This is a genomic window from Kitasatospora sp. NPDC085464, assembly GCF_044541955.1.
In the GTDB taxonomy this organism is placed as follows: domain Bacteria; phylum Actinomycetota; class Actinomycetes; order Streptomycetales; family Streptomycetaceae; genus Kitasatospora.
In genome coordinates this window covers 25,333-40,995 of record NZ_JBITTM010000027.1, presented here as the reverse complement: position 1 = coordinate 40,995, position 15,663 = coordinate 25,333, and the positions used below count along the sequence as shown (strand labels likewise).

General features: G+C 73.8%; 8 protein-coding genes. 2 read left to right on the top strand and 6 right to left on the bottom strand.

The features are described from left to right. Positions 1–52: 52 nt before the first annotated feature. Positions 53–742 carry a cell division ATP-binding protein FtsE gene (gene ftsE, locus ACIGG8_RS23740; RefSeq protein WP_030059730.1) on the bottom strand — a complete coding sequence of 230 codons (690 nt, stop codon included), beginning with the start codon at positions 740–742 and terminating at the stop codon, positions 53–55. A gap of 350 nt (positions 743–1,092) precedes the next feature. Here ftsE and ACIGG8_RS23735 point away from each other — a divergent pair, with 350 nt between their 5' ends. Then, positions 1,093–1,287 (top strand): hypothetical protein, encoded by a 195-nt coding sequence (locus ACIGG8_RS23735; RefSeq protein WP_350521765.1) that lies wholly within the window; start codon positions 1,093–1,095, stop codon positions 1,285–1,287. A 164-nt stretch (positions 1,288–1,451) separates the two neighbouring features. Here ACIGG8_RS23735 and prfB read toward each other — a convergent pair whose 3' ends face one another. From prfB to ACIGG8_RS23720, 3 genes are all read right to left on the bottom strand, one after another. After that, entirely contained in the window at positions 1,452–2,567 is a 1,116-nt protein-coding gene (gene prfB, locus ACIGG8_RS23730; protein ID WP_396550525.1) for a peptide chain release factor 2, read from the bottom strand. Positions 2,568–2,625: 58 nt separating this feature from the next. After that, positions 2,626–3,879, bottom strand: a complete 1,254-nt coding sequence (locus ACIGG8_RS23725; protein ID WP_350521763.1) for a serine/threonine-protein kinase — start codon at positions 3,877–3,879, stop codon at positions 2,626–2,628. A gap of 289 nt (positions 3,880–4,168) precedes the next feature. After that, positions 4,169–6,022 carry a protein kinase gene (locus tag ACIGG8_RS23720; protein WP_396550523.1) on the bottom strand — a complete coding sequence of 618 codons (1,854 nt, stop codon included), beginning with the start codon at positions 6,020–6,022 and terminating at the stop codon, positions 4,169–4,171. 411 nt (positions 6,023–6,433) lie between these two features. Here ACIGG8_RS23720 and ACIGG8_RS23715 point away from each other — a divergent pair, with 411 nt between their 5' ends. Beyond that, a complete protein-coding gene (locus ACIGG8_RS23715; RefSeq protein WP_396550521.1) occupies positions 6,434–9,289 on the top strand; it encodes an FtsK/SpoIIIE domain-containing protein in 2,856 nt (951 codons plus the stop codon). A gap of 147 nt (positions 9,290–9,436) precedes the next feature. On the opposite strand, the gene ACIGG8_RS23710 is transcribed toward ACIGG8_RS23715, so the two are convergent. Together ACIGG8_RS23710 and ACIGG8_RS23705 are read right to left on the bottom strand one after the other, a co-directional pair. Further along, positions 9,437–10,285: a hypothetical protein gene (locus ACIGG8_RS23710; protein ID WP_396550519.1), complete on the bottom strand. Its 849-nt coding sequence runs from the start codon at positions 10,283–10,285 to the stop codon at positions 9,437–9,439. A 204-nt stretch (positions 10,286–10,489) separates the two neighbouring features. Beyond that, positions 10,490–15,418: an NAD-glutamate dehydrogenase gene (locus ACIGG8_RS23705; protein ID WP_396550517.1), complete on the bottom strand. Its 4,929-nt coding sequence runs from the start codon at positions 15,416–15,418 to the stop codon at positions 10,490–10,492. Between the last annotated feature and the right edge of the window lie 245 nt (positions 15,419–15,663).

The following is a 15,663-nucleotide window of genomic DNA, read 5'->3' as shown; positions in this document are numbered from 1 at the left end:
CTCTGGGTCGGGCGGTTCGGGCCGGCGGCCCTACGGGGTCAGCGCTGGTGGGTCAGTGCTGGTACCCGTAGACGCCGCGGGCCTGGTCGCGGACGAGCAGTCCCTTGTCGAGCTCGATGACGCGCTTGCGCATCTGGTCGACGATCGCCTGGTCGTGGGTGGCCATCAGCACCGTGGTGCCGGTGCGGTTGATGCGGTCGAGCAGCTTCATGATGCCGACCGAGTTCTGCGGGTCGAGGTTTCCGGTGGGCTCGTCCGCGATCAGCAGCATCGGGCGGTTCACGAAGGCGCGGGCGATCGCCACGCGCTGCTGCTCACCACCGGAGAGCTCGCCCGGCATGCGGTCCTCCTTGCCGCCGAGGCCGACCAGCTCCAGCACCTCGGGCACCACCTTGTTGATGGCGCTCTTGGGCTTGCCGATGACCTCCAGGGCGAAGGCGACGTTCTGCGCGACCGTCTTGTTGGGGAGCAGGCGGAAGTCCTGGAAGACGGTGCCCAGCTGGCGGCGCATGTGCGGCACCTTCCAGTTGGACAGCTTGCCCAGGTCCTTGCCCAGCACGTGCACCGCGCCGGTACTGGGCCGCTCCTCGCGCAGGCACAGGCGCAGGAAGGTGGACTTGCCCGAGCCGGACGAGCCGACCAGGAAGACGAACTCGCCCTTCTCGATCTCCAGCGAGACGTTGTCCAGGGCGGGACGGTTCTGCTTGGGATAGGTCTTGGAGACGTTGTCGAATCTGATCACGGCTGCATCACGGAGGCCATCCTAGGCGGCGCCAGTCCTCGGTCGGTCCGCCCCGGGGGCCCGGTCCGGGCGCGGGCGAAAGGAGCGCGGAGGGCGGCTCCCGGTCTGGGACCATACGCGAATCGGCAACCGGCCCGCAGGGGCAGCCCATGACAGTTCCCGGAATCTGCGGGAGAATGTTCGCTTATGCCCCGAATATTGCGAGGCATCTCACAGCCCGGGAGCCGGAACCGCCGGAACCTGGCAGAGTGGAGGTGGCGACCGTGACCGGCCGCTCCCCCGTACAGGGCAAGAAATGGAACCAAAGCCCCGTCCGGTGCGTTTGCAGTAAGCAGCGAGGAGGAGATCGCATGACCTGCGACCATCTGGTGTGCGCCAACTGCAACGGCCGCGTCAGCGACGGGCGTTGCCCGGTGTGCCGCGCCAACCGGGCCCGGCTGCAGGAGCAGCAGGGGCCGTTCGCCGCGCTCTCCCCCGCGCTGCTGCTGGCCCTGGTGGCCGGGCTGCTCGCGGTGGCGCTGATCGCCCGGCAGGCGCTGGCCTGATTCCGTCGACCGACGACGAAGGGCCCCCGACCGCTGCGGTCGGGGGCCCTTCGCTCTGTGTTCTGCGGTGTGCCCGGCGCGCTACCCGGCGCCGGTCCCGGGCTGCTCGCGCCGGCGGACAGCGGCCTCGATGCCGTGCTCGGTCGTCATCGAGGCCGACCTGCTCACGCCTCGGTCGACGTCTCGCGCTGCTTGCGCCAGCGGATCCCGGCCTCGATGAAGCCGTCGATGTCGCCGTCCAGCACGGCCTGCGGGTTGCCGGCCTCGTACGCGGTGCGGACGTCCTTGACCATCTGGTACGGGTGCAGGACGTAGGAGCGCATCTGGTTGCCCCAGGAGCTGCCGCTGTCCTTGAGCGCGTCCATCGCCGCCTTCTCCTCCTGGCGGCGCCGCTCCAGCAGCTTGGCCTGGAGGACGTTCATCGCGGACGCCTTGTTCTGGATCTGCGAGCGCTCGTTCTGGCAGGAGACCACGATGCCGGTCGGGAGGTGCGTGATGCGCACCGCCGAGTCGGTGGTGTTGACGCCCTGGCCGCCGGGGCCGGAGGCGCGGTAGACGTCCACCCGCAGGTCGCCCTCGTCGATGTCGACGTGGTCGGACTGCTCGACGACCGGGAGCACCTCGACGCCGGCGAAGGAGGTCTGCCGGCGGCCCTGGTTGTCGAACGGCGAGATGCGGACCAGGCGGTGGGTGCCCTGCTCGACCGAGAGGGTGCCGTAGGCGTACGGCGCCTTCACGGTGAAGGTCGCGGACTTGATGCCGGCCTCTTCGGCGTACGAGGTGTCGTACACCTCGGTGGGGTACCCGTGCCGCTCGGCCCAGCGCAGGTACATGCGCATCAGCTGCTCGGCGAAGTCGGCGGCGTCCACGCCACCGGCCTCGGCACGGATGTTGATCAGCGCCTCGCGGGCGTCGTACTCGCCGGACAGGAGGGTGCGGACCTCCAGCTCTTCGACCGCCTTCTGGAGGGCGACGAGCTCGACCTCGGCCTCGGCGCGGGTGTCCGCGTCGTCCTCGGCCTCGGCCAGCTCGAACAGCACGCCGAGGTCGTCGATGCGGCCGCGGAGGCCCTCGACGCGGCGCAGTTCGCCCTGGAGGAAGGAGAGCCGGCTGGTCACCTTCTGCGCGTTCGCGACGTCGTCCCACAGGGTGGGGGCGGCTGCCTCCTCCTCCAGGACCGCGATGTCGGCCCGGATCTTGTCCAGGTCGAGGACGGCCTCGATCGACCCCATGGTCGTATCGAGGTTCTTGAGCTCTTCGGAAGGATCGACGGCTGCCACGCCCCCCAGGGTAATGGTTCCGGGGGTGGTCATGACGACACCCCCGTTCCCACCGGGGTCAGGGCGCCCGCGGGGCGGTGCTGTGGACGACCGGACGGGCCGGCCGGCCGCCGTCCGGCCCGGTGGCCGCGAAGGCCGTCCAGGCCGCGGCGGCGCCCGCCAGCAGCAGGACGGTGGCCAGCAGGACGGCCAGCAGCCGGCGGCGTCGCAGCAGGGCCTGGCGGTCCCGGCGGTGCCCCGGGGCGGTGCGCTGCGCCCGTGACTCGGCGGCGTACGCGGCCAGCTCCTCCGCGGACGGGCGGCGCAGGCTGGTGTGGGTGTCCCGGGTGGAGTCCGGGGCGGCGCCGGGGACCAGCGGGACGGCCGGGCCGCGGCGGCGCTTGTGCAGGCCCGGGCCGGTGTCGGCCTCGGCGTAGACCGCCTCGCCGGGGGTCAGCTGCTCCTCGGCCGGGGCGCGGCCCTGGGCGGGCAGGGCGATCACCGGCAGACCGGCCAGCGACGGCAGCTGCTCGCGCAGCCGGGCGGCCAGCTCGGCGGCCCGCAGCCGGGAGGCGGGGGCCTTGGCCAGGCACTCGGAGATGATCCGCCACAGCCCGTCCGGCAGGCCGGGGATCGGCGGCACCTGCTCGGTGACGTGCCGGCGCAGCACCGCGCCGGTGTGGCCGCCGCCGAAGGGGGTGAAGCCGGCCAGCAGCTCGTAGAGGACGGTGGCGAGGGCGTAGATGTCGACGGCGGCGCGCGGCTCCAGGCCCTCGATGATCTCGGGGGCGAGGTAGTCGGGGGTGCCGATGATCCGGGTGGCGCGGGTGCGGCGCGGGGCGTCGACCAGGCGGGCCACGCCGAAGTCGGTCAGCTTGGCGCGCGGGGCGCCGCCGGGGCCGGGGGCGGCGGCGAGGTCGAGCAGGACGTTCTCCGGCTTGACGTCGCGGTGGACGATCCCGGCCGCGTGCGCGGCGGCCAGGCCGTCGGCGACGTCGGCGATGATCGAGGCGGCGGTCTGCGGGGGCAGCGCGCTGTCCCGTTCCAGCCGGGAGCGCAGGTCGGTGCCCTGGACCAGCTCCATCACCAGGGCGAGGTCGCTGCCGTCCACGACCATGTCGCGCACGCCGACCACCCGGGGGTGGTCGAGGCTGGTCAGCGCGGTGCGCTCCTGGACGAAGCGGCCGACCAGCACCTGGTCGGAGGCGAGGTCCTCGCGCAGCAGCTTGACCGCCACCGGGCCGTCGGGCCCCTCACCGAGCCAGACCGTCCCGGCCGAACCCCGGCCGATCACCTGGTGGACGGTGTACCGGCTGCCGATCTTGCGTGCCAATGCTGCTCCGTGGGCGGCGGGAGCGTTCCGGGGGTCCGGTTCGCTCGGTGGGGCGGGACAACAGCGACCAACCTACGCGCCCGGAGGCCCCGCGGGGGCCGCCTGAGGGGCCCGGAGCGGGAGTCTCGGGCGGGAAATCTCGTGAATTGTCGACAAAGCGTCAATCTTGCCGTCCGGCACGGGTTCGGAGGCCCGGAACGGCCCGACGCGGCCCGGTCCGCAGCCCGAACCGGCCCGAAGCGGGTCGTTCCGGGCTCCCCGACCGGGCCGGACCGGGAGCCCGGCGGCGCTACTTGCCGAAGACGCTGTTCACCCAGTCCCGCGCCGAGTCGAACCAGCCCACGGCGTTGTCCCAGTAATGCGGCAGCGGCGTGAAGTTCCACAGCGCCAGCGCGGCCACGGCCAGCACCAGCAGCACCATCAGGCAGCCCTTGAGGCAGCCGAGCCCCGGGATGTACATCCGGTTGCGGCTGCGCGGGCGCCGCTCGCGGGCCGGCGCGGGCTCGCGGCGGGCGGGCTCGCGCGGCGGCTCCTCGCGGCGCGGCGGCGCCTCCCGGTACTGCGGCGCGGGCGGCTCGGCCCGGCGCGCCGCCGGGGCGGGCGGCGGCGGGTAGCCGCCCTGCGGCCGGCCGTACCCGGCCGGGGCCTGCCGGTTGCCACCGGGCGGCTGGGCCTGCGGCTGCCGACCCTGGCGTCCGCCCTGGGGGTCCTGACCCCCCGGCCGGGCCTGGTAGGGCGGCGGGGCCACCGGCGGGCGCTGCGCGTAGCCGGGCGGCGGCGGGGCCTGCCGGTAGCCGGCCGGCGGCTGCCCCTGCGGCGGGCGGCCCGGCGCTCCCCGGCCGGGCTGCCCCCCGTGTCCGGCCTGGTAGGGCGGCGGGGCGACCTGCGGCTCGCCGTACTCCTCGTAGTCCTCCGGGCCGAAGTACCCGACCTCGGTCTGCTGGTTGCGGTCCCGCGCCGCGCGCAGCTGGGTCTGCCACGGGTGCGGCGCCTCCTCCTGCGGACCGGGGGGCGCGGTGGGCGGGGGCGGCGGCACGGCGACGGGCGGCATCACCCGGGTGCGGTCGGGGGCGCCGTACGGGGGCGCGGGCGGCTGCTGGGTGCCCATCACCCGGGTCGCCGCGGCCGGGTCGTGGTGCGGGGCGCCGGGGGCGGTCGGCGGCAGCACCTGGGTCCGGTCGTCGGTGCCGGGCGGACCGGCCGGGACGGTCCCGGGGACGACGGTGGGCTGCTGGTCGGGCTGCAGCAGGGCGGCGACGGCCAGCGCCTCGTCCACCGCCGCCGGCGAGGCGTGCACGCCGACACCGGCGGCGACCACCCGCAGGGCGCGGGCCAGCGAGGTGGCGCCGGGCCGCTGGGCCGGGTCCTTGCGCAGGCAGCGCTCGATCACCGTCCAGAGTGGCTCGGGCATGGTGCTGGGCCGCTGCGGCTCCTGCGCCAGGTGGGCCTGGAGGACCGCGAGCGCGCCGTCGCCCTGGAACGGCTGGCGCCCGGTGACCAGCTCGTACAGCATGATCCCGGCGCCGTACACGTCCACCGCGGAGGTCTGCGGGCGGCCCTCGGCGGACTCCGGCGCGACGTACGCGGGGGTGCCGACGAACTCGTGGGTACGGGTGACGCCCGGGGAGTCGGCGAGGCGGGCGATGCCGAAGTCGGTGAGCAGCGGGTGCATCCGCTCGACGCCGTCCACCACGGTGGAGGCGAGCAGCACGTTGGCCGGCTTGAGGTCGCGGTGGACGATGCCGTCCGCGTGGCTGGCCGCCAGCGCGTCCGCCACCTGGGCCATCAGCAGGGCGCCCGCGATCGGGCTGAACGGGCCGTTGGCGCGCAGGTAGCGAGCCAGGTCGGGGCCCTCCACGAGGTCCATCACCAGGGCCAGCAGCTCGCCCTCGACGACCAGGTCGCGGACCCGCACGATGTTGGGGTGGGACAGCCGCAGCAGCAGCGAGCGCTCGCGCAGGAAGCGCATCACGACGTCGGGGTCGGCCGCCAGCTCCTCGCGCAGCACCTTGATCGCCACCCGCTGCCCGGGCTCGCTGCCCGGCGCCTGCACGTCGTCGCGCACCACGCCGCGCCAGACGGTGCCGGTCGCACCCCGTCCGAGGGTCTCATCCAGCAGATACTTGCTGCCGACTGGCCGCACCTGTCGCACTCCTCGCCGTGCCGCCCGCGCGGGGCGCTCCTCCGCCGGTGCGGTGAGCCTGCCGGGCCCGTGTCTGCGGCCACTCTAACGGTGTCCGTTCGGGTTTTCGGGGTGACCGGCAGGGCATCCGAGCAGGGTTGGGGGACATCCCCTAGGGGAGTGCCCGGAGCCGGTCGGCGGGCCTGCCCGGGGGCCGCGAGGGGGGCGGTTGACCTGACCCACCGTCGCCTCCACCATGGCGATGATCGCAAGATCGTCAAATCCGGTACCGTGCGCGGACCGTCCGTGCCGGATGGCAGGATGGACACTCGCCACTCGTGTGGCCCAATGGGGTCGCCGCGGCCGCCCGGTGCGTCCGCGACGGCGCCGGGGTACCAGGCTTCACACCAGCAGAAGGGACCCGCGGGCGAGATGCAGATCCGGCTGACCGTCCTCCGACCGCGCAGCGGCCCGACCGCCGCCGGCTCCGCCATCCCCTACGTGGACGTGCTGGTCACCGCTCCCGTCGGCACCGCACTCGGCGCCATCGCGGGCGCCCTCGCCGGCGCGGTCGGCGTGCGCGGACCGCGGGCCGCCACCCATGTGCACCTGTACGCCGGGGCGCACCGGGTGGACGAGCACACCCTGCTCGGCCACCCCCCGCTGCTCGACGGAGCCGTCCTCAGCCTCAACGAGCCCGACCCGACCGCCGACGACTCCGACGACACCCCCGCCGTCGCCGAACTGCGCGTGGTCGGCGGACCGGACGCCGGCGGCGTGCACCGGCTGCACGGCCGGGAGATCCGGATCGGCCGTTCCGGTGAGGCCGACGTCCCGCTCGACGACCCGGACGTCTCCCGGCTGCACCTCGCGCTGCACCTCACCGAGGACGGCCGGGTCTCCGTCCGCGACCTCGGCTCCACCAACGGCACCACCCTGGACGGCCGGCTCGTCCCGCCCGGCCCGCCCGAGGCCGCCGTCCCGCTGGAACCCGGCGCCCTGCTGCGGATCGGCGAGTCGACCCTGCAGGTGACGGCCCCCGACCCGGCCGACGCCGCCGGGGCCGTCCGCGCCGCCCTGCCCGACGGCCACGGCCACCTCCAGCTCGCCGCGCCGGGCCCCGTCCGACCCGCGCCGCCGGCGGCCGAACCGCCCGCCGCCCCCGAGCCCGCCCCCGGCCGCGGTCGTGGCCTGTTCTCCCTGCTGCCCGGCCGCACCGCCGAACCGCCCGGCCAGGAGAGCGCCGAACGCCACCACGCCGCCGTACGGCTGCGCCAGACCGCCGCCCAGCGCGAACGCTGGCCCGACCTCGCCGCCCTGCTGCTCGGTGCCGTCGGCCCCGGCCCCCGGCTGTGGGAGCGCGGCCCCGGCCACCCCGACGCGCTCACCCTGCGCCTGGGCACCGCCGACCGCCCCGGCGGTCCCGGCACCACGCCCGGCACCCTGCTGCCCGCCGTCCCGGTCACCCTCGACCTGCAGACCGCCGGCAGCCTCGGCCTCTGTGGCCCGCGCGAACGCCTGGACGCGCTCACCCGCGGCGTCGTCGCCCAGCTCGCCGCACTGCACCCGCCCACCGGCCTGAGCCTGGTCGTGGTCGACGCCGACCCGACCCGCGCCCCCGAGGAGCGCGCCGACACCTGGGCCTGGGCCCTGTGGCTGCCCCACCTGCGCCCGGCCGACGGCCAGGACTGCCGCCTGCTGCTCGGCCTCGACGACGAACAGGCCACCGCCCGGCTGACCGAGCTCACCGCCCGGCTCAGCGGCCCCAGCGGCCTCGGCGGCCACCCCGCCACGGTGGTCGTGGTGGACGGCCGACCGGCCACCGAGACCGCCCGGCACGCGCTCGACCTGCTGCTGCGCCAGGGCCCCGCGGTCGGCATCTTCCCGATCTGCCTCGCCGAGCAGCCCGAGCTGCTCCCCCGGGGCCTCGGCGCCACCGCCCTGATCACCGGCGAGGTCGGCACCCAGCTCTCGCTCGACCGCCCCGTCGCCCGCGGCCGCGAGACCCTGCACGAGGTCTCGCTGGACGCCGTCTCCGACGCCTGGGCCGAACGACTGGCCCGCGTCCTCGCCCCGTTGCGCGAGGCCATCCCGGCCGCCCGCGGCCCGCTGCCCGACGCGCTGCGCCTGCTCGACCTGCTGCAGCTCGACACCGTCACCCCGGCCAAGCTGTCCGCCCGCTGGGCCGCGCACGCGGGCGGCATCGGCGCCGCCACCGCGCTGCTCGGCACCACCCGGGACGAGCTGTGCACGCTCGACCTGGCCGACCCCGAGCTCGCCCTCCCCTCCCCCGACCCCGGCGGCCCGCACCTGCTGATCGGCGGCGGCCGCGGATCCGGCAAGACCGAGCTGCTGCGCACCCTGATCGCCTCGCTCGCCGTCTCCGAGCGCCCCGAGCGGCTGACCGTCACGATCGTCGAGGGCCGGGCCACCGAGGACGGCCTGGACGGCTGCACCGAGCTGCCGCACGTCACCGGCCTGGTGAACGCCGCCACCGACCCGCGCGCCGCACTCCTCGCGGCCGAAGCGCTGGAGGACGAACTCGCCCTGCGGGAGCGGTTGTTCGACGGCCTGGACTTCGCGTCCTGGCACGCCGCACGGATCCTGGACGGCCAGCACGGCCGGCACGGCCTGGACGAGCAGCCCGCGGACCATCCGCAGGTGCCGGTGCCCGCCACCGTCGGAGCGGCGGCCGCCTCGGCGCCCCGGATCATCGCGCCGCGCAGCGCGGACGGCCCCCGGCCGGGCACCCCCGCGACGCCCGCCTCCGCCGCGCCCGTCCCGGCCCGCCTGGTCGTCGTCGTGGACGACTACGACGCCCTGCTCTCGCCCACCTCCCCGGCCGGCCGGCCGCTCGCCCGCGCGCTCGCCGGCATCGCCCGCCGCGGCGGCCCGCTCGGTGTCCACCTCGCCGTCGCCACCGGCCGCCCGGAGGAGAGCGCAGGAAGCGAGGTGGACGAGGCCGCCCTGCTGCGGATCGCGCTGCGCACCGACGACCCGGCCGACTCCGACCTGCTGATCCACCTCGGCGACGCCGCCGCCCTCCCCGAGGACACCCCCGGCCGCGGCTACCTGCGGCTGCCGGACGGCGGCGTCACCGCCTTCCAGACCGCCCGGATCAGCGGCCGCATCCCGCGCACCGCCACCCTGCGCCCGACCGTGGTCGCGATCGACCCGCTCCAGCTCGGCGCCCCGCCCGCCCGTCGGCCGGTCCGCGAACTCGGCAACGGTCCCACCGACCTCGCCCTGCTCGCCAGCGCCCTCCAGCGCGCCGCCGCGCAGCGCTGATCCGACGGCGGCCCGCTCCCCGGCGTGGCCGCTGCCGGTTCCGGCAGCGGGCCTCCCCGACGGACAGCCCCGGCCGGACGACGGAGGGCCCCGGCGAACCGGGTGGTTCGTCGGGGCCCTCAGCGGCCGGTCAGCCGGTCGGCCCGGTCAGACGCACTTCAGGTCGCGGTTCACCACGGCCATCCCCGCGACCTTGCCGTCCGCCATGGTGAACTCGTACTGCCAGCCCTGCTGACCCTCCACCGGAAACACGTACTTCCCGCTCTTGGCCGGCTGGAGGCCCTTGGCGCCGTACGCCGCCTGCAGGGCCTCCAGGGTGGTGCCGGCGCCGATGCCCTCGGCCGTCTTCGCCTCGGCCGGGGCGACCAGCTCGCGCAGGCCCGCCGCGGCGAAGGAGACCCGGCCGGTGGCCAGGTACGCCTTCTCCTTGGTCTCCCGGGCGACCATCATGTCGACGATGGACTGCGTGGCGTCCGCCATCAGCTTGGCGGTGGCGGCCGAGTCCTTGGCCGCGGCGGCCGAACCGGCGGCGGCCGCCGCCGCGTCCTTCGCGGAGGCGTTCGGCGGCAGGGTGCCCCCGGGGGCGGGCGTCTTGCCGGCGGCCGCGTCCGCCTTGGCGTTGAGGTCCTTGTAGCGGGCCTCGGTGGCCGCCTCGGCGGTCATCCGGGCCTGGTCCGGCGCCGGGCCGCCCTTGTAGACGAAGTCCGTGCAGCCGTCGAGCAGCGAGACGGGCGCTGCCTCCAGTGCTCCGGTGGCCAGACCCGCGTCCTTCGCCATGCCCGGCTTCAGGCCGCGGTAGCCGGCCGCCGTGAAGGCCTCCGGCCCCTTGGGCGTGGGCGCCGCCGAGGACGCGCCCGGCTGGGCCGTCGCCGCGGTGTCGGCCTTGGCCGGGTCCTTCTTCTTGTCGTCGGACGAGCAGGCGGCCGCTCCGGCGACCAGCAGCGCCACCGAGATGCCCACGCCGACCGCGCGGACCGCGGCCCGGTTCTTCCCCATGTTCTTTACCCCCACTTGGTTGTTCGAGGATCACCGTAGCGAAGGGCCACCCGTGATCCACAATCGGTTTCCGGGAGTCGCTGGGGCGGCCGCGCGAGCGGTGGGGTCGGGGCGCACGGCGCGGGGCCCGGGGACGCGGACGGGTGTCCGGACACGCGGAAGGGCCCGCGTCCGGGGACGCGGGCCCTTCCGTGCGGCTGTCCGTCAGCGCATCGAGCCGGTGCGCAGCAGGGTGCGGATGACGCGCATCGCGACCGAGAGGCTGGACAGCTCGTAGTTGTCCGAACCCCTTATGTCGTCGAGGGTGCTCTTGGCCCGGTTGAGCAGCGTGGCGTTGAGCTCGGCCCAGGCCGTGTAGCGCTCCTCCGGGGTGGCGCCCTCGGGGCCGCAGGCCAGGATGTCGGCGGTCAGCGCCGCGTGGGCCGCGAAGAGGTCCTCGCGGATCGCGGCCCGGGCCATCGACGACCAGCGGTCGGTGCGGGGCAGCTCGATGATGCGGTCGAGCAGGTGCGAGATCTGCAGCCGGTCGCCCAGGTCGTAGTACAGCTCGGCGACGTCGGCGACGTCCTTGCCGGAGCGGTCCGCGACCTCGGTGATGTCCAGGGTCGGGAAGACCGAGGAGAGGCCGGCGATCCGGGTGGCCAGCTCCTCCGGCACCCCGGCCGCGGCGAGCTCGTCGTACACGGACTCGAACCAGGTGAGGTCCTCGCCGCGCAGCGGCTTGGGCAGCGAGCCCCAGACCTGGTTGACCCGGTCGTGGAAGAACTCGATGGTGCCGGCGATGTCGAGCGGCTGGCGGCGGTTGTTGAGCATCCACCGGGTGGCGCGCTCGACCAGGCGGCGCGAGTGCAGGCGCATCTTGGTCTGCACCCGGGCCGGGACCTGGTTGTCCAGGCCCTCGATCTCGCCCCAGATCGTCTCCAGGCCGAAGACGGCCCGCGCGGCGGTGTGCGTCCGGGCGATCTCCTCGTAGGTCGCGCCGGTCTCCTCCTTCAGGCGGAAGGCGAAGGTGCAGCCACCGCGGTTGATCGTGTCGTTGACGATCAGCGTGGTGATGATCTCGCGGCGCAGCGCGTGGCTGTCGATCGCGTCGGCGAACCGGGCCCGCAGGGCGCTGGGGAAGTACTCGTGCAGCGCGGCGCGGAAGTACGGGTCGTCGGGCAGGTCGGTGGCGAGCAGCTCGTCGGCCAGGATGATCTTGGTGTAGGCGAGCAGCACGGACATCTCGGGCTGGGACAGCCCGCGGCCGTTCTGCTGGCGGTCACGGATCTGGCGCTCGGTGGGCAGGAACTCCAGTGCCCGGTCCAGGCGGCCGGCCGCCTCGAAGCGGTTGATCATCCGGGAGTGGACGTTGACCATGCTGTGCGCCTGGGCCACGGCGTTGGCCAGCACCACGTTCTGCGCGTAGTTGTTGCGCAGCACCAGGTGGCCGACCTCGTCGGTCATCTCGGCCAGCAGGGCGTTGCGCTGCTTGACCGTCATGTCGCCCTCGGCGACGACCTGGTTGAGCAGGATCTTGATGTTGACCTCGTGGTCCGAGGTGTCCACACCGGCCGAGTTGTCGATCGCGTCGGTGTTGATCCAGCCGCCGGTGGCCGCGTACTCGATGCGGCCGAGCTGGGTGCAGCCGAGGTTGCCGCCCTCGCCGATGACCCGGGCCCGGACCTGCTCGCCGTTGACCCGGATGGCGTCGTTGGCCTTGTCGCCGACCTCGGCGTTGGTCTCGGCGGAGGACTTGACGTAGGTGCCGATGCCGCCGTTCCAGAACAGGTCGACCGGCGCCTGCAGGATCGCCTTCATCAGCTCGGCCGGGGTCAGCTTGCCCGCCTCGACGCCGAGCGCGGCGCGGACCTGCGGGCTCAGCTGGATCGCCTTGGCGGACCGCGGGAAGACCCCGCCGCCGGCCGAGATCAGCGACTTGTCGTAGTCGTCCCAGGAGCTGCGCGGGAGGTCGAACAGGCGGCGGCGCTCGGCGTACGAGGCGGCCGCGTCCGGGTTCGGGTCGAGGAAGATGTGGCGGTGGTCGAAGGCGGCGACCAGGCGGATGTGCTCGCTGAGCAGCATGCCGTTGCCGAAGACGTCGCCGGACATGTCGCCGATGCCGATGACGGTGAAGTCCTCGGTCTGGGTGTCGACGCCGAGCTCGCGGAAGTTGCGCTTGACCGACTCCCAGGCGCCGCGGGCGGTGATGCCCATGCCCTTGTGGTCGTAGCCGGCCGAGCCGCCGGAGGCGAACGCGTCGCCCAGCCAGAAGCCGTACGACTCGGCGACGCCGTTGGCGATGTCGGAGAAGGTCGCGGTGCCCTTGTCGGCCGCGACGACCAGGTAGGTGTCGTCCTCGTCGTGGCGGACCACGTCGGCCGGGTGCACGACCTCGCCGCCGACCAGGTTGTCGGTGATGTCGAGCAGCGCCGAGATGAACGTCTTGTACGAGGAGACGCCCTCGGCCAGCCAGGCGTCGCGGTCCACCGACGGGTCCGGCAGCTGCTTGGCGACGAAGCCGCCCTTGGCGCCGACCGGGACGATGACGGTGTTCTTGACCATCTGCGCCTTGACCAGGCCCAGGATCTCGGTGCGGAAGTCCTCGCGCCGGTCGGACCAGCGCAGACCGCCGCGAGCGACCTTGCCGAAGCGCAGGTGCACGCCCTCGACCTGCGGCGAGTAGACCCAGATCTCGAACGCCGGGCGCGGGGCCGGCAGGTCCGGGACGGCCTTCGGGTCGAACTTCATCGACACGTAGGTGTGCCAGTCGCCGTCGGCGGCGTGCTGGAAGAAGTTGGTTCGCAGGGTGGCCTTGATGAGGTTCAGGAAGGAGCGCAGGATGCGGTCCTCGTCCAGCGAGACGACCTCGTCGAGGGCGCCGGACAGCTCCTCCAGGATGCCCTCGGTCAGCTCCAGGGCGCCCGAACGGTGGCTCGGGCTCAGCCGGGCCTCGAACAGGTTGACCAGCAGGCGGGTGGTGTGGGTGTTGTTGCGGAGCGCGTCCTCCATGTAGTCCTGGGAGAACGTGGAGCCTGCCTGGCGCAGGTACTTGGCGTACGCGCGCAGCATCATCGCCTGCCGCCAGGTCAGCCCGGCGGTGAGGACCAGCTCGTTGAAGCCGTCGTTCTCGGCCTTGCCGGTCCAGGTGGCCGCGAAGGTCTCCTGGAAGCGCTCGCGGGCCTCGTCGCTGAGCCCGGTGGCCTCGCGCAGCTTCAGGCCGAAGTCGATGACCCACGCGGTGGTGCCGTCGGAGCGGCGCAGCGCGTACGGGTGCTCGTCGAGCACCTCGACGCCCAGGCGCTGGAGGACGGGCAGGACCTCGGTGAGCGAGATCGGGCCGCCGACGCGGTAGATCTTGAAGCGGCGCTCGTCGTCGCCGGCGCCGACCGGCTGGTACAGGTTCAGGCGGAAGTCGCCCGCGCCGTGCAGCGACTCGATCTGCTTGATGTCGGAGACGGCGGTGCGCGGCGGGAAGTCGGCGCGGTAGCCGTCGGGGAAGGCGTTGGCGTACTTGTGGCCGAGCTCGGCGGCCTTCTCCTCGCCGAGTTCGAGGTGGAGCTGGTCGTGGAAGCCGTCCATCCAGAACCGGGCGGCCTCGGCCAGGCGGTTCTCGATCCGCTCGATGTCGGAGTCCGAGAGCTGCGGCAGCTCGGTGCCCGGGGCGACCCGGACCACGAAGTGCAGACGGGTCAGCACCGACTCGGTGGCGTACACCGTGTAGTCGATGGTGGCGCCGTTCAGCTCCTCCTTGAGGATGTCGGTGAGCAGCAGCCGGATGCGCGTGGTGTAGCGGTCGCGCGGCAGGTAGATGAAGGCGGAGAAGTAGCGCCCGTACTCGTCCTGGCGCAGGAAGAGGCGCAGCTTGCGGCGCTCCTGCAGGTACAGCACGCTCGTGGCGATCGAGAGCAGCTCGGAGGCCGGGGTCTGGAAGATCTCGTCCCGGGGGAAGGTCTCCATGATCTGCAGCAGGTCGCGGCCGTCGTGGCTCTCGCTGGAGAAGCCGGATTCCTCCAGGACGGCCTGGACCTTGCGGCGCACGACCGGGATGCGGGTGACCGACTCGGTGTAGGCGGCGGAGGAGAACAGGCCGAGGAAGCGGCGCTCGCCGATCGGCTCGCCGGCGGCGTTGAACTTCTTCACGCCGACGTAGTCGAGGTAGGCCGGGCGGTGCACGGTGGCGCGGCTGTTGGCCTTGGTCAGGACGAGCAGCTTCTTCTCGTGGGCCTTGGCGCGGACCGGCGCGGAGAGCCGGCCGAAGGCCTCGCTGACCGAGTGGTGGCGGTCGTCGTGGCTGTGCGGGTCGGAGCGCAGGATGCCCAGGCCCGTCCCGGCGACGGCCTTGAGGACCTCTTCGCCCTCGTGCTCGACCAGGTCGTACTCGCGGTAGCCGAGGAAGGTGAAGTGGTCGTCGGCGAGCCAGCGCATCAGCTCCCAGGCCTCGCCGACCTCCTGCTCGGGCAGGCCGGCCGGGGGCTCCTCGGCCAGCTCGTCGGCCAGGCGCAGCGCGCTCTCGCGCATCTTGCCCCAGTCCTCGACGACCTCGCGGACGTCGCCGAGCACACGGCGCAGGTCGCCCTCGATGGTGCGCAGGTCGTCGCGGTCGGTCTCGCGGTCGATCTCGATGTGCATCCACGACTCGACGGTCGCGTCGGCCGGCCACTCGGTGCCGGCGGCCTGGCTGCGGGAGCAGGCGTCGACGTCCAGGATCTCCAGCAGCTTGCCGGTGATGTCACGGCGGACGACCAGCTGGGGGTGGATGACGATGTGGATCGCGCGGTCCTGGCGGGACAGCTCGTTGGTGACGGAGTCGACCAGGAACGGCATGTCGTCGGTGACCACCTCGACGACCGTGTGGCCGCAGGACCAGCCGTTCTCCTCGACCGAGGGGGTGTGGACCCGCACCTCGGCGGTGCCCTGCGGGCGCTTGAGGCCCAGGCGGTAGTGGGAGGCGGCCGCCCCGTAGACGTCGACCGGGTCGCGGTCGACCAGGTCCTCGGGCGCGGTGTGGAGGTAGTAGTGGTGCAGGTACGCGGTCAGAGCGCCGTTGCTCAGACCCTCTCCCGGCGCCGCTCCCCCTACCTGGCTGTTCTCAGCGGCTGCGGCTGCCTTCTTGAGCAGTTCGGCCTTGGCTGCGTCCAGCTTGGTCTGCATGACTTCTTGGCTCCTGTCGCGCGCCGTTGCGTGACTCGGTGGTGTGTGGATGTACACCGACGGGTCAGCCGCAATCCTGCCGCACCATCCGACTGAAAGGGGCTCATGGCGCGCATGAAACGTCCTCCCAGTGGGTAGGACGTCACGTTCGTCCTGCAAGCCACCCGACGACGCCAGCCAGCCTAACCGGATCAATCGAAGGTGCACAGGGACAGGGAGGCGCAAACCTGCAGGATGTCGGGTCC

Excerpts from the sequence above, each read along its gene's own strand:
- ACIGG8_RS23735 (WP_350521765.1), top strand. The coding sequence starts at position 1,093 with ATGACCTGCGACCATCTGGTGTGCGCCAACTGCAACGGCCGCGTCAGC.
- ACIGG8_RS23715 (WP_396550521.1), top strand. The coding sequence starts at position 6,434 with ATGCAGATCCGGCTGACCGTCCTCCGACCGCGCAGCGGCCCGACCGCC.
- ACIGG8_RS23705 (WP_396550517.1), bottom strand. The coding sequence starts at position 15,418 with ATGCAGACCAAGCTGGACGCAGCCAAGGCCGAACTGCTCAAGAAGGCA.
- ACIGG8_RS23710 (WP_396550519.1), bottom strand. The coding sequence starts at position 10,285 with ATGGGGAAGAACCGGGCCGCGGTCCGCGCGGTCGGCGTGGGCATCTCG.